This window comes from Streptomyces sp. NPDC127177 (genome assembly GCF_042672475.1).
Classification (GTDB): Bacteria; Actinomycetota; Actinomycetes; order Streptomycetales; family Streptomycetaceae; genus Streptomyces.
Window position 1 is genome coordinate 1 of the sequence record NZ_JBHXUW010000025.1, and the last position, 23,450, is coordinate 23,450.

Here is a 23,450-nt window from a genome sequence, read left to right on the forward strand (position 1 = left end):
TCCCCGTCCGAGGACGGGGAAGGGCGCTCGGCGCGTTCTGCGGGTCCGGCGGATCAGCCCAGTGCGGGCGGAGCGTCCTCGGGCGCGGTACCCCAGGCCGACGGCTCGCTGCCCACCGTGAAGGAGAGCGAGCGGGACGAACGGATGTCGTCGGTGGTGAGGTAGGTGCGCGACTGCTGAGCACCGTCGAGCCGGGCCGACTGGATGTAGCGGTCGGTGTCCGACGCGCCGGGCGCGCGTACGGTGAGCGCACCGTGCGGGTAGTACCGGCGGTCGAGCTTGATGTCGACGCGCTCGAACGCGGGGGTGGACAGACCCCAGGTGTCGGTGCCGGGCTGGACCGGGAAGACCCCGATCGAGGAGAGCACCATCCAGGCGGACATCGTGCCGAGGTCGTCGTTGCCGGTCATGCCGGTCGGACCGTTGGTGAAGAGCGTGAGGGCCGCGTGGACCACATCGGTCGTCTTCCACGGCTGGCCGGTGGAGAGGTAGGTGTACGGGGCGATGAGGTCGGGCTCGTTCTGCGGGTTGTACTTGTCGGCGTTGTAGTACGCGTACGGACCGTTGACCCAGACCTCACGGGCGGTCTTCGCGGGGTCGGTCAGCAGCTCGTCGTACGCGAAGAAGGAGTCGAGCCGCTGGTTGGCGGCGTCCTTCCCGCCGATCAGGTCGACCATGCCCGGGATGTCCTGCGGCACCATCCACTGGTACTGCCAGGACGTTCCCTCGTGGAAGCCCTCGCTCTCGGCCGGGTCGACGGGGCCGGTGAAGGCGCCGGAGGCGTCACGGGCGCGGAAGAAGCCGGTCGAGGGGTCGAAGATCTTCCGGTAGTTCTGGGCGCGGGCCTCGTAGCGGGCGGCGTCGGCGTCGTGGCCGAGGTCGCGGGCCATCTCGGCGAGCATGCCGTCGGACAGGGCGTACTCCAGGGTGGCGGAGGCGCCGTGGTCGTAGTCCGAGTCACCGGGCTTGGCGTGCTCGCGGTCCTTGATGTACGGGGCGAAGCCGTCCTTCAGGTACTCGGCGTTGGCTTCGCGCCCGACCGGTGCGGACTCGGTGGGCGGCACACCGTCGGCGTTCTTCTTCAGGGCGCGGTACGCCTCCTCCTCGTACCCCTTCAGCAGACCCTGCTGGTAGGCGTTGGTGAGGAAGGGGGTGACCGGGTCGCCGGTCATGATGTTCGTCTCGACCGTGCCGTAGCCCCACTTGGGCAGCCAGCCGCTCTCGGCGTCGATCCGCAGGACGGATATCGCCATGTCGCGGGACTCGCGCGGGGCGAGCAGCGCGAGGAGCTGGGCCTGGGTGCGGTAGGTGTCCCAGAGCGACCAGTTCTGGTAGTAGGTGAACGTTCCCTTGGCGGAGACAGCGCGGTGCTTCTTCTGGTCCCAGCCGGTGTAGCGGCCGTCCACGTCGCTGCCGATGTTGGGCGCGAGGAAGGACCGGTACAGGGAGGAGTAGAAGGTGCGGCGGAGTTCGTCGCTGCCGCCCTGGGCCTTCACGCCTTCGAGGCGGTCCTCCCAGCTGCGCTGCGCGGCGTGCTCAACGCGGTCGAAGCTGCGGCCGCCCTCGGCGCGGAGGTTGAGCGCGGCGCCCTTGGCGTCGACGTAGCTCAGGGCGGTGGTGGCCTCGACCGTGCGGTCCTTGCTGGTGTCGAAGCGCAGCCAGGCGCCGTTGCGGGCGTCGGTGGCCGAGGACTTCTTCGTGCCCTCGGTGACGGTGTCGCCGTTCCAGGTGCCCGAGGTGGTGAACGGCCGGTCGAAGTGCGTGACGGTGTAGACCGTGTACGGCTTGGTGTCCTGGCAGAAGCCACTGCCGGTGATCGCGGTGCGCACCGTGCGGTTGTCCAGGATCTCGACCTCGGACGAGAGCGTCTTGTGCAGTGACTGGCCCGCGTTGAGCAGGACGTTGGCCTTGTCGGTGGCCGGGAAGGTGTAGCGCTGCACCCCGGTGCGCTGCGTCGCGGTCAGCTCGGCGTCGATGCCCGTCCCGAGCCCGACCTTGTAGTAGCCGGGGCTCGCCTTCTCGTCGTCGTGGCTGAACTCCGCCGCGTACTTCGCGTAGTCCGTCTCGGTCACGTCACCGGTGGTGGGCAGGGTCGGCAGGTCGCCGCCCAGGCCGCAGCCGACGCCGGAGAGATGGACCGCCGAGAAGCCGCGGATGTGGTTCTCGCCGTAGTCGTAGCCGGTGTTGTGGCCGGTGTCCGGGGAGAGCTGCACCATGCCGAAGGGCACGGATGCGCCGGGGTAGGTGTTGCCCTCGTTCTGGGTGCCGATGAACGGGTTGACCAGATCGGTCAGCCGGCCGTCGTCGCGCGGGCTGGCCTGAGCCGTGGCCCCGGTGGTGAGGACACCGCCCAGGAGCGCGACGGCGGCGAGTGCGGCCGCCGGGCCGCGCAGTCTCGGCCGTGGGGTCCGGTGCATGGGGTTACTCCTTCGGACAACGTTGTCAGAGCGCGATCATTCTTGGTTCCCGGCAGGCCCCCGTCAAGGGGTCGGACAGGCCCGCTCCGGCCCGCCCACGAGGGGCGGACCGGAGCGGGCCGCACGGGTCAGGCTGCGGGGCAGCCCGCCACCACTGGCTTCGACGCGTCGCGGATCAGGGCCTGCTGAGCGGCCTTCACCCGCTTCACATCGGGCTTGACGACCCTGCGGTCGTAGGTGAGCAGCCCGTTCAGCTCACCTTCCACGTCCGAGATCTGCGTGTACACCGCGCCGTTGCCGCCCTTGCAGGCGAGCGCGTGCACCTCGTCGAGCTTGGCGAGGTAGTCGTCGGTGTAGGTGGCCGGGTCGACGGCGACGTACGACTGCTGGACGGCCCAGGCATGGCCCGGCACTCCGAGACCCAGTCCGCCGTACTCTCCGCTGATCAGGGCCCGTTCACCGTCCGGCTTCGGAAGCGCGGGACTCGGGTAGCCGTGCTCGTCGATGATGTCGCCGGTGCCCCCGTCGACGCCGAGGTTGATGCCGGACATGCTGTTGACCAGGCGCGTCGGGTCCCAGGTCTTGGCCTGGTCGGCGATGCGGGCCTCGTCGTACTGGCCCCAGCCCTCGTTGAAGGTGACCCACATGACGACGGACGGGTGGCTGTCGTGCTCGTCGATCATCTCCTTCATCTCGTGCTCGTACTCGGTGCGGGCAGCGGCCGACGGGTTGACGGTGTTCATCGCCGGCATGTCCTGCCAGACCATCAGGCCCAGCTTGTCCGCCCAGTAGAACCAGCGGTCGGGTTCGACCTTGATGTGCTTGCGGACCGAGTTGAAGCCCATCTCCTTGTGCATCTTCAGGTCGTACGCGAGCGCCTCGTCGGTGGGCGCGGTGTGCAGCCCGTCCGGCCAGAAGCCCTGGTCCAGGGTGGCCATCAGGAAGACCGGCTTGCCGTTGAGGACGGTGCGCGGGGTGCCGTCCACCTTCTCGACGGAGATGGACCGCATCCCGAAGTAGCTGCCCACCCGGTCGGAGCCGACGCTCACCTCGAGCTGGTAGAGGTGCGGATCATCGGCGGACCACAGGTGCGCGTGCGGGACGCGGATCTCGACCGCCGAGCCGGTGCGGCCGGTGGCCGTGCCGACCTTGCGCTTGCCGTCGTAGACGGTCGCGGTGACCGGGACGCCGTCCCGTACACCGCGCGCCTCGACGGTGACGCTGCCGCCCGGCACGTTGGGGGTGATCTTCAGCGAGTCGGCGTGGTCGGCCGCGACCGGCTCCATCCACACCGTCTGCCAGATGCCGGACGACGGGGTGTACCAGATACCGCTCGGGTCGAGGCGCTGCTTGCCCATCGGCGGGTTCTCGCCGTCCTCGGCGTCCGTCGGGTCGTAGACGCCGACGATCAGCTCCTGGGTGCGGCCCGGCTTCAGCGCCGCTGTGATGTCGGCGCTGAACTTGTCGTACCCGCCCTTGTGTTCGGCGACCTTGTGGCCGTTGACGTACACCTCGGACTGCCAGTCGACGGCCCCGAAGTTCAGCTGGAGCCGCTTGCCGGAGCCGACCTTCCAGTTCTTCGGGACGGTGAAGGTCCGCCGGTACCACATGCGGTCCTCATGCCGTTCCAGCCCGGAGAGCTGGGACTCGACCGGGTACGGGACGAGGATCTTCTCGCCGAGCTTCCTTCCCACCGGCGGCTGCTCCCCCGCCTTCGCCGCGGCGAACTCCCAGGAGCCGTTGAGGTTCTGCCAGTTGTCACGGGTGAGCTGGGGGCGCGGGTACTCGGGGAGGGCGTTCTTCGGCCCCACCTCGTCGGCCCACTTCGTGGTCAGCTCGTGCGTGGAGTGGTTCGGCCCGCTGGACCAGAAGGCACCGACCTGCTTGCCGTCCTCGCCGGCGAGCGAGCCGTCGCCGTCGTAGCGGATGTCGGCCAGACCGGTGGCGTTTCCGGCCTTGTTGCCGACGACCGGCTCCTTCAGGGCGACGGTCAGGCTGCGCGCGTCCTTCGGGTCGGCCTTGACCGCTCCGAGCGGCCACTCGGCCCCGCCGATCACCGCGTCCAGGTGGTTGACCAGGCCGGCCGGGAGCTTTCCGAGCTTCTGCGCGAAGTCCAGCTTCAGGGTGCGGCCGTCGGCGAGCACGGTGGCGGCGATGGCACCGTCGTACGCGAAGTCGTCGGGCAGCCGGAACGCGGACTGCGGTACGGGGACCTTGGTACCGCCCGGTTCGGTCCACTTCAGGTGGAGATTGGAACCACCCTCGTGCTCGAAGTACTCGACCTTGAAGTCGTACGCCTTCCCCGCGGTCAACTCGACCGGCTGGGACGTCTGTTCACTCTCCCAGTCGTCGACCCAGTGGTCGATGACCGGCTTTCCGTCGATCCACAGCCGGAAGCCGTTGTCCCCGATCATGGAGAAGGTGTGGGCGCCGGACTTCTCCGGCACGATCTTCCCGGTCCACCGGATGCTCGCGTCGTCGGCCTGCCCGGTGGCCGAGGTCAGCCGTGATTCGAGGGTCGGGAAGTCGATCGAGGGGTCGAAGCCGGTGGCCTTGAGCTCCCCGAAGTCGAAGGCTCCCGGGGCGGACTGGGTGTAGTACTCCCCCTTCAGCCCGTGGACGTCGTCGGCGGCCCCGGGGTCCTTGCCGGCCGCCGAAGCGGCGGGCACGGCGGACAGCCCGGCGGCGCCGACGACGGCTGCCAGGAACAGAATCAGTCTCTTGTCGATGCGCACGGATCCTCCTTGGTGAGGAAGGGTGGCGGCTCGTTGCAGCAAGATGTACAACGTTGGAAGGAATGGCAGTTGGCATGACAGCACGACGAATGCGGCGCTGTCCAGGTGCATGACAAAGCTTGATCCGGGAGGGGGCGGGACCGGGCGGACCCACGGCACGGCGGCGCGCGGCGAGGTACGGGACATCCCGCCACGCGGCCCTTCGGCACGCCCTTCATCAGGCGTTTCCGTCCCGCCCGGCCACTCGGGGGCAACAGCGTCGGGGCGGACTACCGGCTGCGCGCGGGCGCTCCGGGCGGGCTGTCGAAGACGCAGTCACCGCACAGGCCGCCGCCCGGAACGCGGTAGTACAGACAGCAGGTGCGCCGGCGGAAACCGGGACCGTGCGGGAAGCCGGTATCGCGGAGGCCGGGGTGGTCGAAGAGTTCGGACGCGAGGGCGCGGGTGCGTGCGGCCACGTCCGGCCGGCCGGCGGTGCGCGCCCAGCCGATCAGTTGGCGCACGGCTCCGGCCAGCGCGGAGCCGGCGTTGCCGCGCAGGAGCCGGGCGGAGACCGCCGTGTCCCGGCGGACCGCTTCGGCGAGCGGCTCCAGATGGCCGTGCTGGACGACGTCCCTGATCCGGGCGGCGGAGCCCGGCAGCGACTCGGCGGACGCCGTCCACAGATCGTCGGGCGCCTGTCTGCCTGGATTCCAGTGGAGGGACGATGCGCGCAGATCCGGGAAGCGACCGGAGAGCGCCGCGGGCCCCAGCGCGGTGGACCAGAGCCGTGCGGCCAGCCCGAGATGGGCCACGGAGGCGGCGACCCGCCGCTCGGGCGTGCCGAGTCGCTCGGCGACGGTGTCGATCCGGGAGGTGAGCGGGGCGTTCTCCCCCGCGTACAGACACGCCAGGGTCCGGCTCCCGCCGTCCGGCGGAGGGGGCGCGCCCAGCGCGAAGAACACGCCCGGCGACGCCGCTTCCCGCTCACCCATCGTGCCGCCACCTCCGCTGCCCAGGCCACCTGTCGTGACACCGCGGCCACCAGGAGTGGCACGGCTCGCGGTTCACCGTATCCGTTTGGGATGATCGTTCTGACGTCGCTCGCAGGGAGGACTACCGTCGGGAGGAGGACACCGTAACCACTGCCGTACTACCAAAGCAGTACGCCGGATCGCCGTCTCAAGGACGACGACGCGGCGGCTTTGAAGGGCCATCGTGGTGTACATGAGTTCCCTCGCGCTGTCCGTGCTGCTGTCACTGGTCTCCGCGGTCGCCTACGCGGCCGGCGCGATCGTCCAGGAGCGCGTCGCCACGACCTCCGACGGGCGCTCGCTCGCTCCGCTGCGCGACCGGGTCTGGTGGGTCGCGGTGGCGCTGAACGGCGTGGGCGCGGTGCTGCACGTCGTGGCGCTGGCGTACGGCCCGCTCAGCCTCGTACAGCCACTGGGTGCCCTGACCATCGTCTTCGCCCTGCCGATGGCCGCTGTCTTCGTCCACCGCAGGGCCGGGGCCAAGGCCTGGCGTGGCGCGATCATGGCGACCGTGGGACTGGCGGGTCTGCTCGCCCTCACCGGAAGCTCCGACGCGCACACCCTGGGCGGTCCGCAGCAGCTGATGCTCGGCACGGTGACGTTCGGTGCGGTCGCTGCGCTCGTCCTCATCTCGAAGGCGATGCGCCGGCCGGTGATGCGGAGCGTGGTGCTGGCCGGGGGCGCCGGTGTGGCGTTCGGTATCGCCTCGGTGTTCACGAAGACCGTGGCCATGGAGTGGACCGCGGGCTCGGTGGGGACCGGACTGCCGAGTCTGCTGGTGATCGCCGCCCTGGCGGCGACCGGTCTGCTGCTGTCGCAGGCCGCCTACCGGGGCGCGGGTCTGACCGCCCCGCTCGCCACGGTGACCGTGGTGAACCCGGTGGTCGCGGCGGCCGTCGGCATCACACTTTTCGGCGAGCAGTTCCGGCACGGCACCGCGGGCACGATGCTTGCCCTCCTCTGCGGGGCCGTCGCGGCGGGCGGGCTGATCCTGCTCACCACTGAGCGGATGGGCGCGGAGCGACGGCGGCAGCAGGCCGCGGGCGGCGGCGAGGAGCGGCCGGCCGGGCGCATCGAGGACGAGGTGCCGGCTGACCACGCCCCGCCCGCTTCCGGTGCCGCGCCCGGGTCCGACGACTCCCCCGTACCGGGCGCCTCCACCCTTCCCGGCGCCGCTCTCCTTCCCGGTGCCTCGCCCGCGCCCGGTGCCTCGGCCAGTCCCCGCGTCTCTCCCGCTCCCGGCGCCGGTGCCCGGGATTTCGGCGGGCCCGCCCGTCCGGCGGGCGCGCCGGGACAGCCGGTCAGGGCGACACCGCCCGTCGTGACGGTCCCCGAACCGGCGGGGCCGGGACCGTCGGCCGCGGAAGCGTTTCCCGCCCCGCCGGCGCCGCCTGCCCGGACGCCGCTGGAACGCCGGTTGGGGCAGGTGGAGTTCGGCGGGCAGGTCGAGTTCGACCCGGACACCAGGACGCACACCGGCACAGCACGGCGTGCCGGGTTATCCGCAGGTTCCACCGCCTCGCCCGCCGCTGCCGGCGCCACAGCCCTTCCGGCCGATGACGACGCCGGTCGGAGCGGCGCGCTTCAGACCTTGACGCCGGCCGCCCTCAGGTAGGCCAGCGGGTCGATGTCGGAGCCGTACTCCGGGCCGGTACGGACCTCGAAGTGCAGATGCGGCCCCGTCACATTGCCGGTGGCGCCGGAGCGCGCGATGCGCTGGCCCCCGCCGACATGCTGTCCGGCGCGCACGTGGAGCGCCGACAGATGCGCGTACTGGCTGTACTTGCCGTCGCTGTGCCGGATGACGATCTGATAGCCGTAGGCGCCGCCCCAGCCCGCCGTGACGACTGTGCCCGAGGCCATCGCCTTGACCGAGCTGCCGGTGGGAACGGGGAAGTCCACGCCGGTGTGGTAGCCGCTGGACCAGGCGCCGGCCTGGCGGTACTGCGTGCCGGTACGGGCCTCGATCGGGGCGGTGATCGTGTGCTTCTCGGTCCGCTGGACCTTGGGCGTCCCGGTCTTCTTCGGCTGGGCCGGCTTCGCCTGCTCCTTGGGCTTCGTCTGCTGTTTCGGCTTCGTCTGCTGTTTCGGCTGAGCCGCCTGCTTCGGCTGTGCCTGCTGCGTCCGCTTCGGCTCCGCCGCGGCCTTGGGCCGGGTGGCAGGGCGCGGGTCCGCCTTCGACGCGGTCTTCGCGCCCGCCTTCGGGGTCCCGGCCAGGTCGAGGCTCAGTCGCTGGCCGGGGAAGATCAGATCCGGGTCGTCGCCGACGACCTTGCGGTTCGCCGAGTAGAGCCGCTGCCAGCCGCCGAGGTCGCGCTCGGCCGCGATGCCGGAGAGCGAGTCACCGCTCGCCACGGTGTACGAGTCACGCTTTCCGGGCACCGACGTCGGCGTGGCGGCCGTCGTGTCGCGCTTCGCCTCCGCCTGCCTGGGCGCCTCGGTCCTGGGCTGGGTGGCCGCCCGTTTCGGCGTGGCCGCCTTGGTGGTCGGCCCGGTCTGCGGGCTGATGTCGGGGGATCCCCCGCCTCGCGTGAGACCCGCCCGCGTGGAACAGACCGGCCAGGCGCCGGGGCCCTGTCCCTTCAGGACCTTCTCCGCGATCGCGATCTGCTGGTCCCTGCTGGCCAGGTCGGCACGTGGCGCGTACTCCGCGCCGCCGTACGCCGCCCAGGTCGACCGGGTGAACTGCAGCCCGCCGAAGTAGCCGTTACCCGTGTTGATGTGCCAGTTGCCGGTGGACTCGCACGCGGCGACCTTCTCCCACACGTCCCCTGGCGCGGCACCGGCCGATGTGGCGGCGATGAGCGGGAGCGCCAGCCCCGCACCCCCCGCCGTGACCGTCAGCGAGGCACGGTTGATGCGGCTCGGCTGATATCTGCGGTGCCGTCCGTTCGCGGCCATGACTTGGCTCCCCCACTGACTGTAGGACACGTCGCAAGCGGTCAACTTATGTGCTGACAGCGGGTGATGACAAGAGTGCGACCCGTCACCCGCCGCCGGGCCCGTGGAAGCGCTCCCCATTGACACGGCCGACATCGGCCAGCGACGCTGGGCCAGGCAGTACGGGAGAGCGCTCTCCGGCTTGACTGGGGCGCTGGGTGAAGGGGCATGGCCGTCATGACGGACGAAGAGATCGATGCGCTGCTGGAGAAGCTCGACGCGGCGCAGAAGGTGCGTCTGCTGACGGGCGCCAGCACCTGGCGCACGTACCCCGAACCGGCCGTAGGACTGCGCCCCCTCACCCTCTCCGACGGGCCCGCGGGGGTGCGCGGAGAGACCTGGGACGAGCGCGAGACCTCGCTCGTGCTCCCCTCGCCGACCGCGCTGGCGGCTTCCTGGGACGAGCGGCTGCTCACCGATCTCGGTGCACTGCTCGCCTCCGAGGCCCGCCGCAAGGGCGTGGACGTGCTCCTCGCCCCCACCCTGAATCTGCACCGTTCCCCGCTGGGCGGGCGGCACTTCGAGTGCTTCTCCGAGGACCCGCTCCTCACCGGCCGGACCGGCGCCGCGATCATCCGGGGCGTCCAGTCCGGCGGGGTGGCCGCCACCGCCAAGCACTTCGTCGCCAACGACGCCGAGACGGACCGGCTCAGCGTGGATGTCCGGATGGACGAACAGACACTCCACGAGGTCTATCTCGCCCCCTTCGAGGCGGCCGTGGAGGCCGGTGCCTGGGCGGTCATGTCGGCGTACAACAAGGTCGACGGGGCCACCATGTCGGCCTCTCCGCTCCTGGAGAGCCCGCTCAAGAGCGACTGGGGGTTCGAAGGAGCCGTGGTCTCGGACTGGGGAGGCGTGCGCACCCTCCTGGACACCGCCCGCTCCGCGCAGGACCTGGCCATGCCGGGCCCCGACGGGCCCTGGGCGGCCGGGCTGCTCGCCGCACTGGAGCGGGGCCTGGTATCCGCCGCCGCGATCGACGACAAGGTACGGCGGCTGCTGCGGCTGGCGGTCCGGGTCGGGGCGCTCGGCCCGGACCGGCCGGTGTGGCGGCCCGCGGTGGCGCCCGCCGCCCAGCGGGCGCTGCTGCGGCGGGCCGTCGCCGCCGGTTCGGTGCTGCTGCGCAACGAGGGGCAGCTCCTCCCGCTGGACCCGGCGGAGCTGCGCTCGGTCGCGGTCATCGGTCCGCACGCCACGTCGGTACGGATCCAGGGCGGCGGCAGCGCCGAGGTGTTTCCCGACGCGGTGGTGAGCCCGCTGGACGGCATCCGGGAGGCGCTGGACGGGAGCGCGACCGTCACATACCGGCCGGGTCTGCCGCCGTCGCCCCGGCCCCGGCCCCTCTCCCGGGACTGGGCGCGCGACCCCCGCTCCGGCGAACCGGGCGTGCTCGTACGGCTGCTGGACGCCGACGGGGCCGAACTCCACGCCGAGCACCGGCTGTCCGGCCGGATCGTGGAGCCATCGGTGGTGGTCGCCGGCGCGGCGTCCGTGGAGATCCGGGCCCTGGTCCGGCCGCCCGTGGGCGGGGAGTGGACCTGGGCCGTGGGCGGCTGGGGCGCGATCTCGCTGACGGTCGGCGGCCGGGAGGTGCTGTCGGGGTACTTCCCGCTGGACAGCGACGATCCGACCCGGGTCCATGTCGCGCCGCCCGAACACCGGGCGTCCGCCCGACTCGACGCGGGCGCGGAGGTGGAGGTGGTGGCGCGGCGTTCGCTGGCACCGCGCTCCGGGGTAGCGACCGTCCTCGCCGCCGCCCCACCCGCCGGGGACGCGGCCACCGCGCTCGCCAAGGCCGTGGCCGCGGCGCGGTCGGCGGATGTCGCGGTGGTGGTCGTGGGCACCACCGAACAGAGCGAGTCGGAGGGGCACGACCGCGACAGCCTCGACCTGCCGCCGGGACAGGACGCGCTCGTACGGGCCGTGGTGCGGGCCAATCCGCGCACGGTGGTCATGGTGAACGCGGGCGGCCCGCTCGCCCTTCCCTGGCACAACCGGGTGCCCGCCCTGCTGCTCGCCTGGTTCCCGGGCCAGGAGGCCGGTGGCGGGCTGGCGGACGTGCTGCTCGGCCGCTGCGAGCCGGGCGGCCGGCTGCCGACCACCTGGGGAGCATCCCAGGACGACGTACCGGTACTCGACACCGTCCCCGGACCCGACGGACGGCTGCACTACGAGGAAGGCCTCCACATCGGCTACGGCGCCTGGCTGCGCTCCGGGTCCGCTCCCGCCTACTGGTTCGGCCACGGACTGGGCTACACCGGCTGGGAGTACGAGGAGCTGACGGCCCCGGCGACGGTACGGGCAGGCGAACCGTTCGACGTGCGGGTGCGGGTACGCAACTCCGGGCGGCGGCGCGGCCGCGAAGTGGTCCAGATCTATCTGGCCAGGGACGGATCGGCGGTGGAGCGGCCGGTGCGCCGGCTGATCGGGTACGCGGCGGTCGAGGCGGAGCCCGGGGAGAGCGTGGTGGCGGCGGTGCGGGTCTCCGCGCGCGCCCTGGCGCACTGGTCGGCGCAGCGGCACGGGTGGGAGACGGAGGCCGGTGAATTCACGCTGCTGGGCGGCCGTTCGGCGGGCGAACTGCCGCTCACCGCGACCGTGATGGCGGCCGGGGGGCCGCTGCCGTCCGGCAACTCCGTTCCCGAGGTGACGGATCACGATGGAGAGCGCTCTCCGCTGATGCTATAAATGCGCTCATGACGGATGATGTGCGCTCGGCCGGTACACCCACCCTTGAGGACGTGGCGAGGGCGGCCGGTGTCTCCCGCGCCACCGTCTCCCGGGTGATCAACGGGGTCCGCAACGTCGACCCGGTGATCCAGGAGGCCGTACGCCGGGCGGTCGCCCTCACCGGTTACGCCCCCAACCGTGCGGCACGCTCCCTGGTGACCCGCCGCACCGACGCCATCGCGCTGGTGGTCTCCGGCGCCGGCGTCGAGTCCGAACCGGCCGACGGTACGGGAGCGGCCGGCACCGATCCGGCGGAGGCCGGCGAGCCCGACAACGGCTCCGCCTTCACCGCCCAGGTCTTCGCCGACCCGTTCTTCGGCCGGGTGGTGACCGGAGTGGTCAACTACCTGCGCCCGCGCGGGATGCACCCGGTGCTGATGTTCGCCGAGACGTCACGGGCCCGGGAGGACGTGGTCTCGTTCCTGCGCCAGGGCAGCGCGGACGGCGCCCTGGTCGTCTCGACGCACGCGGAGGACCCGCTGCCCGGTCTGCTGACGGAGGCGGGACTGCCCGCCGTGCTGTACGCGCGGCCCGCCCGCCCGGTCCGGATCAGCTATGTCGACCTCGCCCATCAGGACGGCGCCGGGCTGGCCGCCGAGCACCTGCTGGCGCGGGGCTGCCGCCGCATCGCGACCATCGCGGGGCCGCTCGACGTACCGGCCGGGCAGGAGCGGCTGGCCGGTTTCCGCGACACGATGGGCCGGAACGGGCATCCGTACATCCCGATCGCCGAGGGACAGTTCACCCAGGAGAGCGGCGAGGCCGCGATGGAACGACTGCTGGCCGAACACCCGGACCTGGACGCGGTGTTCGCGGCCAACGACCTGATGGCGATGGGCGCCTGCCACGTCCTGCGGGAGCACGGCAAGCGGGTGCCCGAGGACGTGGCGGTGATCGGCTTCGACGACAGCAGCGCGGCATCGGCCTGCCGCCCGCCGCTGACCACGGTCCGCCAGCCGGTGGAGGCGATGGCCGCGGAGATGGCCCGCCTGCTGATCGAACGGCTGGAGAAGCCGGACGGGGCGGCGACCTCAGTGATCTTCGAACCGGCGCTGGTGGTACGGGACTCGGCGTAGCCGGGCGAGGGCCGCCGGGGGTGCCCGGCGGTTGTGTCCTCGGGGAGCGGCGGAAAGGATCGGGTGGTCGATGTGCTACTTGATCGGGGTCCTTGGTGAATCTGACCGACCGGATACTTCCCCTCGCGGGTGTCGCCCTCGGAGCGCTGATGTCGTTCCTGGTGAGCAGCCTGAACGAGCGGACGAGATGGCGCAGGCAACAGGCCGTGCGGTGGGACGAGCACCGCTTGGGGGCCTACGCCGAGTACGCCCACGCCGTGAAGGAGCTGGCGGCCCGCTACCGGATGCTCGCCGCCGCCCGCGGTCTGGTGCCGGGCCCGATGCCGCTGGAACCGACTCCCGACGTGCTCGCGGAACTGGCCGACCTGGAGTCCCGTCGCTCCGCACTGTCCGAGACCCTCGCACTGCTCGGCGACACCGAGGCGAACACGGCGTCCAAGTCCCTGGACCACTGCGTGTGGCGGCTGGAGTGCCTGGCCCGGGGTGTCGCCACCGAGGTCGAACAGGACTGGGATCAGGCGTACTCGGAATTCCGGCAGGCCCGGGACCGCTACGTCGCGCATGCGCGGGCCGGCCTCGGAGTGCCCGGGGCCGTGGCCCGGGACGTGCCATGGCCGGACGCATGGCGCCCGAGCGGTTCACCACCCGCGCCATGATGCGTACGTGGCGCCCGCGCCGCCGGTCACCCGCCCCACCACGCGCACGCGGCGCCCGAGCCGGTTCACCGCCCGCGCCATGATGCGTTCGTGGCGCCCGAGTGGTTCACCGCCCGCGCCATGATGCGTTCGTGGCGCCCGAGTGGTTCACCACCCGAAGCACCACGCGCACGCGGCGCCCGAGCCGTTCACCACCCGGACCGTGGCGCGTGCCCGGCGCCCTCGTGCGCCCGCGCACAACCGGGCCGGCCTCCCCGGCGCCCCCGCCTCACCCCGCCGCCTCCGAGGCCGTCCGCGGTCGTTCCCTCTTCCGTACGGCGTCCGCGGCGGTGCGGAAGCCGGGGGCCGGGTCCTGCTGCGGCTCGGGGGCCGGGCGGCTGCCGCCCCTGGCGAGGAAGTCGGCCAGCGGGAGCGTCGCGGCGCCGACCGTGACCGCGTCCGGGCCCAGCCTGCCCATCTCGATCGTGGTGCGGGCCGCGGCGTGGCGGAGTGCGTACTCCTGCGCGTAGCGGCGGATGTCGGGAAGCAGGTGCGGGCCGATCAGCAGACCCGCCCACCCCCCGAGCAGAATGCGTTCGGGCAGGAAGAGGTTGATCAGGTCCGCGAGGGCCGCGCCCAGGCATTCGGCCGTCTCGTCGAGCAGCGAGACGGCGAGGGGGTCCGGCTCGCCCCCCGGGCCGGGATAGGCGGCGGCGAGCAGTGCGGCCAGGGCGCTCTCGTCGTCCGCGTCGGCGGCCAGCGGGCCCCCGGCCTCGTGCCAGCGCTCCCGCATGGCCTCGGCGCCCGCGTACGCCTCCAGGCAGCCGATCGAGCCGCACCGGCAGCGGCGTCCACGCAGCTGGACCGTGGTGTGGCCCCATTCGAGGGCCATGCTGCTGCGGTCCTCGTCGAGGAGGTCGCCGTGGTTGACGCAGGCCCCGACGCCGGAGCCGATGAGCGCGATCGCCGACGCGCCCGCGCCGCGGCCGCCGCCGAACCACATCTCCGCCTGGCCGAGCGTCTTGGCGCCGTTGTCGATGAAGAACGGCACCTCCGACGGGACCCGGACGGCGTCGCGGAGCAGCCGCTCGAAGGGGACGTCGCTCCAGTCGATGGTCTGCCCGTGGACGACCGAGCCGACGTCGCCGACGGCGCCGTCCGGGGCGTCCCGTTCGATGATTCCGGGGACGCCGATCCCGATGCCGAGCAGCCGTCGCGCATCGGCACCGGCGTCCCTCAGGACGTCGGCGACCCCGCTGCGGACATGGCCGACGATGCGGCTGACGTCGTAGCCGTGCTGGGCGAGCAGCCGTTCGGTGCGGGCGAGTTCGGTGAGGGAGAGATCGAAGAGCTCCACCCTGATCCGGGTCTCGCCGATGTCGATGCCGATCAGGAGCCCGCCGCCGGGCGCGACACGCAGGAGCGTGCGGGGACGGCCGCCGTCGGAATCGACGACTCCGGCCTCCTCCAGGAGACCCTCGGCGGCGAGTTCCGCGACGACGTTGCTGATGGAACCTGAACTCAGCCCGGTGGCGGGGCCGAGCTCCTGGCGGCTCAGCGGGCCGTCGAAATACAACCGTTGCAATACCCTCGCCCGGTTGCCCCGTCGCAGGTCACGCACGGTCCGTCTGTTGCGCTCAGCCATGTGGCTCCTTCCCTTCCCGCAACATACCGTGACCCCGGGGCTTGACGCGACCTTCTCTCAGCTCTTAAATCACGTCATAAATTAAGGCCTGAAGACCGTTCGGTTCCCGAACACGGCCTGCCTCCCCGGAAAGGGGCCATCCCGCATGCGCACCATCAGAGCCGCAGCAGCCGTCACCCTCGCGATCTCCATCGCCGCCGGAGTCACCGGCTGCGGAGGCGGCTCGTCCGCCAGTGGCGGCAGCAACGATTCGCCGAAGACACTCACCTACTGGGCGTCCAACCAGGGCCCCAGCATCGAGGCCGACAAGAAGATCCTCACCCCCGAACTGAAGAAGTTCGAGGAGCAGACCGGCATCAAGGTCAAGCTGGAGGTCGTCCCCTGGGCCGATCTGCTCAACCGGATCCTCGCCGCCACCACGTCCGGTCAGGGACCGGACGTACTGAACATCGGCAACACCTGGTCGGCCTCGCTCCAGGCGACGGGCGCGCTGCTCCCCTGGAGCAAGGAGAACTTCGACGCGATCGGCGGCCGGGACCGCTTCGTCGAGTCGGCGGTCGCCTCGGCCGGCGCGGAGGGCAAGGACCCCTCCGCGGTGCCGCTGTACTCACTCGCGTACGCCCTCTACTACAACAAGAAGAGCTTCGCCGACGCGGGCATCAGCAAGCCGCCGGCCACCTGGGACGAGCTGGTCGCGGATGGCAAGAAGCTCTCCAAGGACGGCAAGTGGGGGCTGGGCGCCGAGGGCTCCAACCTCTCCAACAACATCCACCAGACCTTCGTCCTGGGCCAGCAGCACGGTGCGGACTTCTTCGACAAGTCCGGCAAGGCGACCTTCACGTCCGACGGCGCGGTCGCGGCCGTGAAGCAGTACATCGACTTCATGGCGAAGGACAAGATCGTCGCTCCGGGCAACGCGGAGTACGCCCAGAACCAGTCCCTGACGGACTTCGCCAAGGGCAAGACCGCGATGGTGCTCTGGCAGGCCGCCGCCTCCACCTTCGCCTCCCAGGGCATGAAGCCCGAGGACTGGGGAGCGGCTCCGGTCCCCGTCGCCTCCGGCACCCCGGGCTCGGGCAAGAGCACCAACTCCATGGTCGCCGGCATCAACATGGCGGTGTTCAAGAACACCAAGAACATCGACGGCGCCAAGAAGTTCGTGAAGTTCATGACGAGCGACGCAGAGCAGAAGCTCCTCAACAAGACCTACGGATCCATACCGCCGGTGAAGACCGCCCAGGCCGACGAGGCGTTCTCCGCCCCCGACCTGAAGGTCCTGCGCGACACCCTCGCCACCAGCGCGGCCCCGCTGCCGCAGGTGCCCAACGAGTCGCAGTTCGAGACGGCCGTGGGTACGGCGGTCAAGGAGCTGTGGGCCGACGCCGCAGCCGGACGCCCCGTGACCACCGAATCCGTCAAGGCGCGCCTCGAAAAGGCCCAGCAGACGATGCAGCAGTAAGGCTCTCTCATGACCGCCACCGTGACCACCGACAGCCGGACGGAAAAGTCGGACAGGGTGACGAGCCGGGGCACCGGGGGTGCGCGCAGGAGACTGCCGCGCATCCCCGACCGGATCCGCCAGGGCGGACTGCCCTATCTCCTGCTCCTGCCGGCCGTTCTGCTCGAACTCCTCGTCCATGTGATCCCGATGATCATCGGGATCGTGATGAGCTTCCGCCAGCTCACGCAGTTCTACATCAACAACTGGGGCGGAGCGCCCTGGACCGGCTTCGACAACTACAGGATCGCCGTCGACGTCAACGCCCCGATCGGCGAGGCGCTGCTCCACTCGTTCTTCGTCACCTGTGTCTTCACGTTCTTCGCCGTCGGCCTGGCCTGGCTGTTCGGCGTCGCGGCGGCGATCATGCTACAGGAGAACTTCCGCGGCCGGGGCTTCCTCCGGGCGATCTTCCTCGTCCCGTACGCCCTGCCGGTCTACGCGGCCGTCATCACCTGGGCGTTCATGTTCCAGCGGGACAACGGCCTGGTCAACCACGTGCTCCACGACCAGCTCGGGCTGACCGACCAGCCGTCCTTCTGGCTGATCGGCGACAACAGCATCTACGCGCTGATCGTCGTCTCGGTCTGGAAGGGCTGGCCGTTCGCCTTCCTCATCGTGATGGCGGGGCTGCAGAACATCCCGCGCGAGCTGTACGAGGCCTCCGCCATCGACGGCGCCGGCATCTGGCAGCAGATCCGCAAGATCACCCTGCCGGCGCTGCGTCCCGTCAACCAGGTCCTCGTACTCGTCCTGTTCCTCTGGACGTTCAACGACTTCAACACCCCCTACGTGTTGTTCGGCAAGGCGGCACCGGAGAACGCGGACCTGATCTCGATCCACATCTACCAGTCGTCGTTCGTCACCTGGAACTTCGGCACCGGGTCCGCCATGTCCGTACTCCTGCTGCTCTTCCTGCTGGTCGTGACGGCCGTGTACCTGCTCATCACCTCACGCGGAAGGAAGGGCGCCGATGCCTAGCCGAGCCCCGTCTGCCGTGCTCCCCCGGACCCCGAAGTCCCGCTCCCACAAGCGGTCCCCGATGGCCGCGCCGCGGTCCTTCCTCTGGACCCGCCGCGTCATCCTGACCTTCCTGGCCGCCTTCGCCCTGCTGCCCGTCTACGTGATGGTCAGCAGCTCGCTGAAGCCGCTCCAGGACGTGTCGGGGAAGTTCCACTGGATCCCGTCCGGGCTGACCGTCAAGCCGTACTTCGACATCTGGGACACCGTCCCGCTCGCCCGCTACTTCCTCAACTCGCTGATCGTGGCGGGTTCGGCGACGGTCCTGTCGGTGATCATCGCGGTGTTCTCCGCGTACGCCGTGAGCCGCTACAAGTTCCGCGGCAAGCGCGTCTTCACCGTCACGGTGCTCTCCACCCAGATGTTCCCCGGGATCCTCTTCCTGCTCCCGCTGTTCCTCATCTTCGTCAACATCGGCAACAGCACCGGCATCGCGCTGTACGGATCGCGTGGTGGACTGATCCTCACGTACCTGACGTTCTCCCTGCCGTTCTCCATCTGGATGCTCATCGGCTACTTCGACTCGATCCCCAGGGATCTGGACGAGGCCGCGCTGGTGGACGGCTGCGGACCGCTCGGCGCCCTGTTCCGCGTCGTCGTGCCGGCCGCCGTACCGGGCATCGTCGCCGTCGCCGTGTACGCCTTCATGACGGCCTGGGGCGAGGTCCTCTTCGCCTCCGTCATGACCAACGACACCACCCGCACCCTGGCGGTCGGCCTCCAGGGCTACGCCACCCAGAACGACGTGTACTGGAACCAGGTGATGGCCGCCTCGCTCGTCGTCAGCGTCCCCATCGTCGCCGGGTTCCTGCTGCTGCAGCGGTACCTCGTCGCCGGTCTCACCGCGGGAGCCGTCAAGTGACCACTTCGGAAAGGAAGTCCGTGAACGACCTCAGCGCCCTCCCGGCCGACTTCGCCTGGGGCGTCGCCACCGCCGCGTACCAGATCGAGGGAGCCGTGGCCGAGGACGGCCGCGCGCCCTCCATCTGGGACACGTTCTCGCACATCCCGGGCAAGGTGGCCGGCAACGACACCGGCGACGTGGCCTGCGACCACTACCACCGGGTCCCCGAGGACATCGCCCTCATGAAGGAGGTGGGGGCGGGCGCCTACCGCTTCTCGCTCGCCTGGCCGCGGATCGTGCCGGGTGGCGACGGCCCCGTCAACACGGCCGGGCTCGACTTCTACGACCGCCTCGTCGACGGCCTCCTCGACGCCGGGATCACCCCGTTCGCCACGCTCTACCACTGGGACCTCCCCCAGGCGCTCCAGGACCGCGGCGGCTGGACCGTCCGGGAGACGGCCGAGCACTTCGCCGCGTACGCCTCCGTCGTCGTGGAACGCCTCGGCGACCGGGTCAAGGACTGGGCGACCCTCAACGAGCCGCTCTGCTCGGCCTGGATCGGCCATCTGGAGGGCACGATGGCGCCGGGTCTCACCGATCTGACCGCCGCCGTCCGTGCCTCGTACCACCTGCACCTCGGGCACGGCCTGGCCGTGCGGGCGATCCGCGCCGCGTCCCCGGACGCCCGCGTCGGCATCGTGAACAACCTCAGTCCGGTGGAGGCGGCCACCGACCGCGAGGCGGACCGGGCCGCCGCCGTGCGCGGGGACGGCCACACCAACCGCTGGTGGCTCGACCCGATCCTCGGACGCGGCTACCCGCAGGACATGGTCGACCTCTACGGAGTCGAACTCCCGGTGCGGCCGGGCGACATGGACATCATCGCGGCACCGCTCGACTGGATGGGGGTGAACTACTACTTCCGCCAGGTCGTCACCGCCGACGCGACGGGCCCCGTCCCGCATGCCAAGCAGGTCTACCTGCCCGGCTCCCGTCACACCCACATGGACTGGGAGGTGCACGCCCAGGGCCTGGAGCAGCTGCTCCTGCGCCTGACGGAGGAGTACGGCGTACAGCGCATCTACGTCACCGAGAACGGTTCGGCCTACCAGGACGTCGTGCTGGCCGACGGGTCCGTCCACGACCCCGAGCGGATCCGGTACCTGGAGGAGCACCTCGCCGCCTGCGCCCGCGCCGTCCGCAAGGGCGCGCCGCTCGCCGGCTACTTCGCCTGGTCGCTGCTGGACAACTTCGAGTGGGCGTACGGCTACGACAAGCGGTTCGGCCTGGTCCACGTCGACTACGCGACGCAGCGCCGCACCGTGAAGAGCAGCGGGCGCCGTTACGCCGAGCTGATCCGCGAAGCGTCGTCAGGCCGTCCGGGCCGGGCCGCCTGAGCTCCCGCAGCGGCGCCTGAGGGGCGCGCCCGCCGGGGCACACCATCGAGTCCGCGGGGGTCCCGTTTTCCCGTCACCACCGCGGACTTTCCGCTCCGCGCCGCCAGCGGGGACTTGGGACGGCGCGGGCGGTCCCACGAGATCGCCGGCCCGGTTCGGGCGCGGGCTCGCAGGGCCTGGGGCTCCGGTGGACGGAGCGTCGGGTGAAGACTGAACGGCCAAGGACGACTGGGAGAGCGCTCTCCCAGCCGTAGTCAGTGTTGCGCCGCTGTTCAGGAGGTGTCAAGAGTTGATGAACCACGGCCGTGGAGTGGTCGGTTGGTGTTCACAGCCGGAACACGGGAGCAGGGCGGGCGGCGGCCAGGTCCTCCTGTCCGGGGACGCGTTCGTCCGTCCGGGTCCTGCCGGCCTACCACCAGGTCCGGGGACGCGTTCGTCCGTCCGGGCCCTGCCGGCCAGCCGCTGAAGAGGCCGTCCCATGGTCCGGTATCCATACTGGACATCGCGGCATCTCAGCGCACAGGCCTTCCCCGACAGAATGCAGGAGCACCAAGATGAGCGACACCGCGCAGATCGGCGTCACCGGGCTCGCGGTGATGGGCCGCAATCTGGCCCGCAACTTCGCCCGTAACGGCTACACGGTCGCCGTGCACAACCGCACGGCCGCGAGGACCGACGCCCTGGTCGAGGAGTTCGGCGACGAGGGGTCCTTCGTCGCCGCGCGCACGCCGCAGGAGTTCGTGGCGGCACTGGAGCGGCCCCGGCGGCTCGTCGTCATGGTGAAGGCGGGTGAACCCACGGACGCGGTGATCCAGGAGTTCGCCCCGTTGCTGGACGAGGGCGACGTCGTCATCGACGGCGGCAACGCCCACTTCGAGGACACCCGGCGCCGGGAGAAGGAGCTCCGCGAGCGCGGTATCCACTTCGTCGGCGCGGGCATCTCGGGCGGTGAGGAGGGTGCGCTCAACGGGCCGAGCATCATGCCGGGCGGTTCGGCACAATCGTACGAATCGCTGGGGCCGATGCTGGAGAAGATCGCGGCGAAGGCTCAGGACGGCACGCCCTGCACCACGCACATCGGTCCGGACGGCGCCGGCCACTTCGTCAAGATGGTGCACAACGGCATCGAGTACGCGGACATGCAGCTGATCGCGGAGGCGTACGACCTGCTGCGCGCGGTGGCCGGCTACTCCCCCGCGCAGATCGCGGACATCTTCCGCACCTGGAACACCGGGCGCCTGGACTCCTACCTCATCGAGATCACCGCGGAAGTGCTCTCGCACGTCGACGCGGCGACCGGTGAACCCTTCGTGGACGTCGTGCTCGACCAGGCGGAGCAGAAGGGCACCGGCCGCTGGACCGTGCAGATCGCCCTCGACCTGGGCGTCCCCGTCTCCGGCATCGCCGAGGCCGTCTTCGCCCGCTCAATCTCCGGCCACGCGGACCTCCGTGACGCCTCGCGCCATCTCGCCGGACCGACCGCGCGCAAGCTCGGCGCGGACGAGGCGGCCGCATTCGCCGACCAGGTCGAGCAGGCGCTGTATGCCTCGAAGATCGTCGCCTACACCCAGGGTTTCCACGAGATCGCGGCCGGCAGCGAACAGTACGACTGGTCCGTCGACCTCGGCAGGGTCGCGGCGATCTGGCGCGGCGGATGCATCATCCGGGCCGCCTTCCTGGACCGGATCACCAGCGCCTACGAGGCCCGGCCCCAGATGCCGAGCCTCCTCTCCGACAAGGGCTTCGCCGAAGAGATCGCGGCCGCACAGGACGACTGGCGCACCGTGATCGCCACCGCCGTCACCCGGGGCGTGCCCACCCCCGCCTTCGCCGCCACCCTCGCCTACTACGACTCCCTGCGGGCCGACCGCCTCCCCGCCGCCCTCACCCAGGGCCAGCGCGACTACTTCGGCGCGCATACCTACCACCGCGTCGACCGCGAGGGCACCTTCCACACGCTCTGGGGCGGCGACCGGACCGAGGCCGAAAGCTGACCGCCTCGGTGGCCGGCCGGTTGCCGACCGCGTCGCCCCGCTTCCGACGGAGGCCGCAGCCCCCTGAGGGCCGCTGCGCGGACACAGCGGGGCTCCTCCTCATGGCCGACGCCTTCGCACACCGGGTTGGGCGTGTCGCCCATGACAGCCGGCCGGAGGCGGTTGGAGCCTGAACGCATGACCGACCCGACTCAGGACCCCCGTTTCCTCCAGGACCCCTATCCCACCTACGCGGCCATGCGATCCAGGTGCCCGGTGCAGCCCGTGCCCACCGGGCCCGGCGGGCGCATCAGCTACGTGGTCACCGGCTACGCCGAAGCGAGGGAGGCCCTCGGCGACGCTCGGCTCTCGAAGGACACGGCCGCCTTCTTCGCCGGCACCGAGTCACGGCGTCGCCTGCATCCTGCCGTCGCGCACACCATGCTGGCCGCCGACCCGCCCCGGCACACCCGGCTGCGCAAGCTGGTGACCAAGGCGTTCACGACCGGGGCGGTAGCGGAGCTGCGCCCCTTCATCGCCCGAGTCACCGACGAGCTGCTGGATCAGTGGCCGACCGGTGAGGAGTTCGACTTCGTGGCCGGTCTGGCGGTACCGCTGCCGGTCATCGTGATCTGTGAGCTGCTCGGAGTCCCGGAGACGGACCGGCCTGACGTCCGGCGCTGGTCGGGAGAGCTGTTCGCCGCAGGCCGGCCCGACGTCATCGACGCGGCCTCCCATTCCATGGCCGGCTACATGACGAGCCTGATCGCCGCCAAGCGCCTGAAGCCGGGGGGATCCCTTCTTGACCGGCTCATCTCGGCACGTGAAGGAGAGGACCGTCCGAGCGAGGAAGAGCTGGTTTCTCTGGCGGTGCTGTTGCTCGTGGCTGGACACGAGACCACCACCAACTTCCTGGGCAACGCCACCCTGGCGCTGCTCCAGCACCCTGACGTGCTGGATCGTCTTCGGAGGAATCCGGACGATGTCCCGGCCGTACTGGACGAACTGCTTCGGTTCGACTCCCCCGTCAGCACCGCCACCTTCCGGTTCACCACGGAGGCCGTCAGGCTCGGCGGTACCGACATCCCGGCCGGTCTCCCGGTGCTGGTGGCTCTTGGCGCGGCCAACCGCGATCCGGAACGGTTCGCGTCGCCGGACCTGCTCGACCCGGAGCGGGACGCCACCGCCCATCTCGGCTTCGGCCATGGCATCCATCGCTGTGTCGGCGCTCCCCTGGCAAGAGCCGAGGCGGAGATCGCCCTCCGGGCGGTACTGACCCGGTTTCCCGGACTCCGGCTTGCCGCGCCGCCCGACCAACTGGAGTGGCGTCGCACCCGTCTCGTTCGCGGACCGGTATCGCTTCCTGTCCTGGCGTGAGGCTTGTCTCCCCGACTCCGTCGAGGGCTCCGGGAAACACTGTCCGCCCGCACGGGGGTGGGCAGAGGGGACACGCGTCGAGGCCGTCGCGTTCCGGCGACGAGGACGCCGGGGCAAACGGTACCGGCGCCAAACCCGTGCATCGGGCGC

The 23,450-nt window shown here is 71.1% G+C and carries 14 protein-coding genes and 1 pseudogene; 10 read left to right on the plus strand and 5 right to left on the minus strand.

Features of this window, described 5'->3' with window-relative positions:
* Positions 1–53 precede the first annotated feature (53 nt).
* The 3 genes from ACFVJX_RS17285 to ACFVJX_RS17295 form a co-directional block, all read right to left on the minus strand.
* Positions 54–2,417, minus strand: coding sequence for a GH92 family glycosyl hydrolase (locus tag ACFVJX_RS17285; protein ID WP_384122477.1), 2,364 nt, complete (start codon positions 2,415–2,417; stop codon positions 54–56).
* Between the two features lie 128 nt (positions 2,418–2,545).
* The gene (locus ACFVJX_RS17290; RefSeq protein ID WP_384122479.1) at positions 2,546–5,152 is read right to left on the minus strand and encodes a PA14 domain-containing protein; all 2,607 of its coding nucleotides are present in this window, start codon (positions 5,150–5,152) and stop codon (positions 2,546–2,548) included.
* A 269-nt stretch (positions 5,153–5,421) separates the two neighbouring features.
* Positions 5,422–6,126, minus strand: a complete 705-nt coding sequence (locus ACFVJX_RS17295) for a (2Fe-2S)-binding protein (RefSeq protein WP_384122482.1) — start codon at positions 6,124–6,126, stop codon at positions 5,422–5,424.
* 223 nt (positions 6,127–6,349) lie between these two features.
* On the opposite strand from ACFVJX_RS17295, the pseudogene ACFVJX_RS17300 reads away from it, so the two are divergent.
* Positions 6,350–7,193, plus strand: a pseudogene (locus ACFVJX_RS17300) (DMT family transporter); the annotation flags it as partial.
* A gap of 556 nt (positions 7,194–7,749) precedes the next feature.
* Here the strand turns inward: ACFVJX_RS17300 and ACFVJX_RS17305 are convergent.
* Positions 7,750–9,066, minus strand: a complete 1,317-nt coding sequence (locus ACFVJX_RS17305) for a transglycosylase family protein (protein WP_384122484.1) — start codon at positions 9,064–9,066, stop codon at positions 7,750–7,752.
* A gap of 207 nt (positions 9,067–9,273) precedes the next feature.
* On the opposite strand from ACFVJX_RS17305, the gene ACFVJX_RS17310 reads away from it, so the two are divergent.
* From ACFVJX_RS17310 to ACFVJX_RS17320, 3 genes are all read left to right on the plus strand, one after another.
* Positions 9,274–11,793 (plus strand): glycoside hydrolase family 3 C-terminal domain-containing protein, encoded by a 2,520-nt coding sequence (locus ACFVJX_RS17310; protein WP_384122487.1) that lies wholly within the window; start codon positions 9,274–9,276, stop codon positions 11,791–11,793.
* Between the two features lie 8 nt (positions 11,794–11,801).
* A complete protein-coding gene (locus ACFVJX_RS17315; protein ID WP_384122490.1) occupies positions 11,802–12,911 on the plus strand; it encodes a LacI family DNA-binding transcriptional regulator in 1,110 nt (369 codons plus the stop codon).
* Between the two features lie 95 nt (positions 12,912–13,006).
* Positions 13,007–13,567, plus strand: coding sequence for a hypothetical protein (locus ACFVJX_RS17320; RefSeq protein ID WP_384122614.1), 561 nt, complete (start codon positions 13,007–13,009; stop codon positions 13,565–13,567).
* Between the two features lie 268 nt (positions 13,568–13,835).
* Here the strand turns inward: ACFVJX_RS17320 and ACFVJX_RS17325 are convergent, their stop codons facing one another.
* On the minus strand, positions 13,836–15,191 hold the full coding sequence (locus tag ACFVJX_RS17325; RefSeq protein WP_384122493.1) for an ROK family protein: 1,356 nt from the start codon (positions 15,189–15,191) through the stop codon (positions 13,836–13,838).
* Positions 15,192–15,336: 145 nt separating this feature from the next.
* Here ACFVJX_RS17325 and ACFVJX_RS17330 point away from each other — a divergent pair, with 145 nt between their 5' ends.
* The 6 genes from ACFVJX_RS17330 to ACFVJX_RS17355 all read left to right on the plus strand — a co-directional run bounded on the left by ACFVJX_RS17330 (position 15,337) and on the right by ACFVJX_RS17355 (position 23,300).
* A complete protein-coding gene (locus ACFVJX_RS17330; protein WP_384122496.1) occupies positions 15,337–16,650 on the plus strand; it encodes an ABC transporter substrate-binding protein in 1,314 nt (437 codons plus the stop codon).
* A 9-nt stretch (positions 16,651–16,659) separates the two neighbouring features.
* Positions 16,660–17,670 (plus strand): carbohydrate ABC transporter permease, encoded by a 1,011-nt coding sequence (locus ACFVJX_RS17335; RefSeq protein WP_384122499.1) that lies wholly within the window; start codon positions 16,660–16,662, stop codon positions 17,668–17,670.
* Positions 17,671–17,731: 61 nt separating this feature from the next.
* Positions 17,732–18,571, plus strand: coding sequence for a carbohydrate ABC transporter permease (locus tag ACFVJX_RS17340; protein ID WP_384122616.1), 840 nt, complete (start codon positions 17,732–17,734; stop codon positions 18,569–18,571).
* A gap of 20 nt (positions 18,572–18,591) precedes the next feature.
* A complete protein-coding gene (locus ACFVJX_RS17345) occupies positions 18,592–19,950 on the plus strand; it encodes a GH1 family beta-glucosidase (RefSeq protein WP_384122501.1) in 1,359 nt (452 codons plus the stop codon).
* Positions 19,951–20,504: 554 nt separating this feature from the next.
* Positions 20,505–21,944, plus strand: a complete 1,440-nt coding sequence (gndA, locus tag ACFVJX_RS17350) for an NADP-dependent phosphogluconate dehydrogenase (protein ID WP_384122504.1) — start codon at positions 20,505–20,507, stop codon at positions 21,942–21,944.
* Positions 21,945–22,121: 177 nt separating this feature from the next.
* Positions 22,122–23,300, plus strand: a complete 1,179-nt coding sequence (locus tag ACFVJX_RS17355) for a cytochrome P450 (RefSeq protein ID WP_384122505.1) — start codon at positions 22,122–22,124, stop codon at positions 23,298–23,300.
* Positions 23,301–23,450: the final 150 nt, after the last annotated feature.

Excerpts from the sequence above, each read along its gene's own strand:
- ACFVJX_RS17285 (WP_384122477.1), bottom strand. The coding sequence starts at position 2,417 with ATGCACCGGACCCCACGGCCGAGACTGCGCGGCCCGGCGGCCGCACTC.
- ACFVJX_RS17295 (WP_384122482.1), bottom strand. The coding sequence starts at position 6,126 with ATGGGTGAGCGGGAAGCGGCGTCGCCGGGCGTGTTCTTCGCGCTGGGC.
- ACFVJX_RS17305 (WP_384122484.1), bottom strand. The coding sequence starts at position 9,066 with ATGGCCGCGAACGGACGGCACCGCAGATATCAGCCGAGCCGCATCAAC.
- ACFVJX_RS17310 (WP_384122487.1), top strand. The coding sequence starts at position 9,274 with ATGGCCGTCATGACGGACGAAGAGATCGATGCGCTGCTGGAGAAGCTC.
- ACFVJX_RS17315 (WP_384122490.1), top strand. The coding sequence starts at position 11,802 with ATGACGGATGATGTGCGCTCGGCCGGTACACCCACCCTTGAGGACGTG.
- ACFVJX_RS17325 (WP_384122493.1), bottom strand. The coding sequence starts at position 15,191 with ATGGCTGAGCGCAACAGACGGACCGTGCGTGACCTGCGACGGGGCAAC.
- ACFVJX_RS17330 (WP_384122496.1), top strand. The coding sequence starts at position 15,337 with ATGCGCACCATCAGAGCCGCAGCAGCCGTCACCCTCGCGATCTCCATC.
- ACFVJX_RS17335 (WP_384122499.1), top strand. The coding sequence starts at position 16,660 with ATGACCGCCACCGTGACCACCGACAGCCGGACGGAAAAGTCGGACAGG.
- ACFVJX_RS17340 (WP_384122616.1), top strand. The coding sequence starts at position 17,732 with ATGGCCGCGCCGCGGTCCTTCCTCTGGACCCGCCGCGTCATCCTGACC.
- gndA (WP_384122504.1), top strand. The coding sequence starts at position 20,505 with ATGAGCGACACCGCGCAGATCGGCGTCACCGGGCTCGCGGTGATGGGC.
- ACFVJX_RS17355 (WP_384122505.1), top strand. The coding sequence starts at position 22,122 with ATGACCGACCCGACTCAGGACCCCCGTTTCCTCCAGGACCCCTATCCC.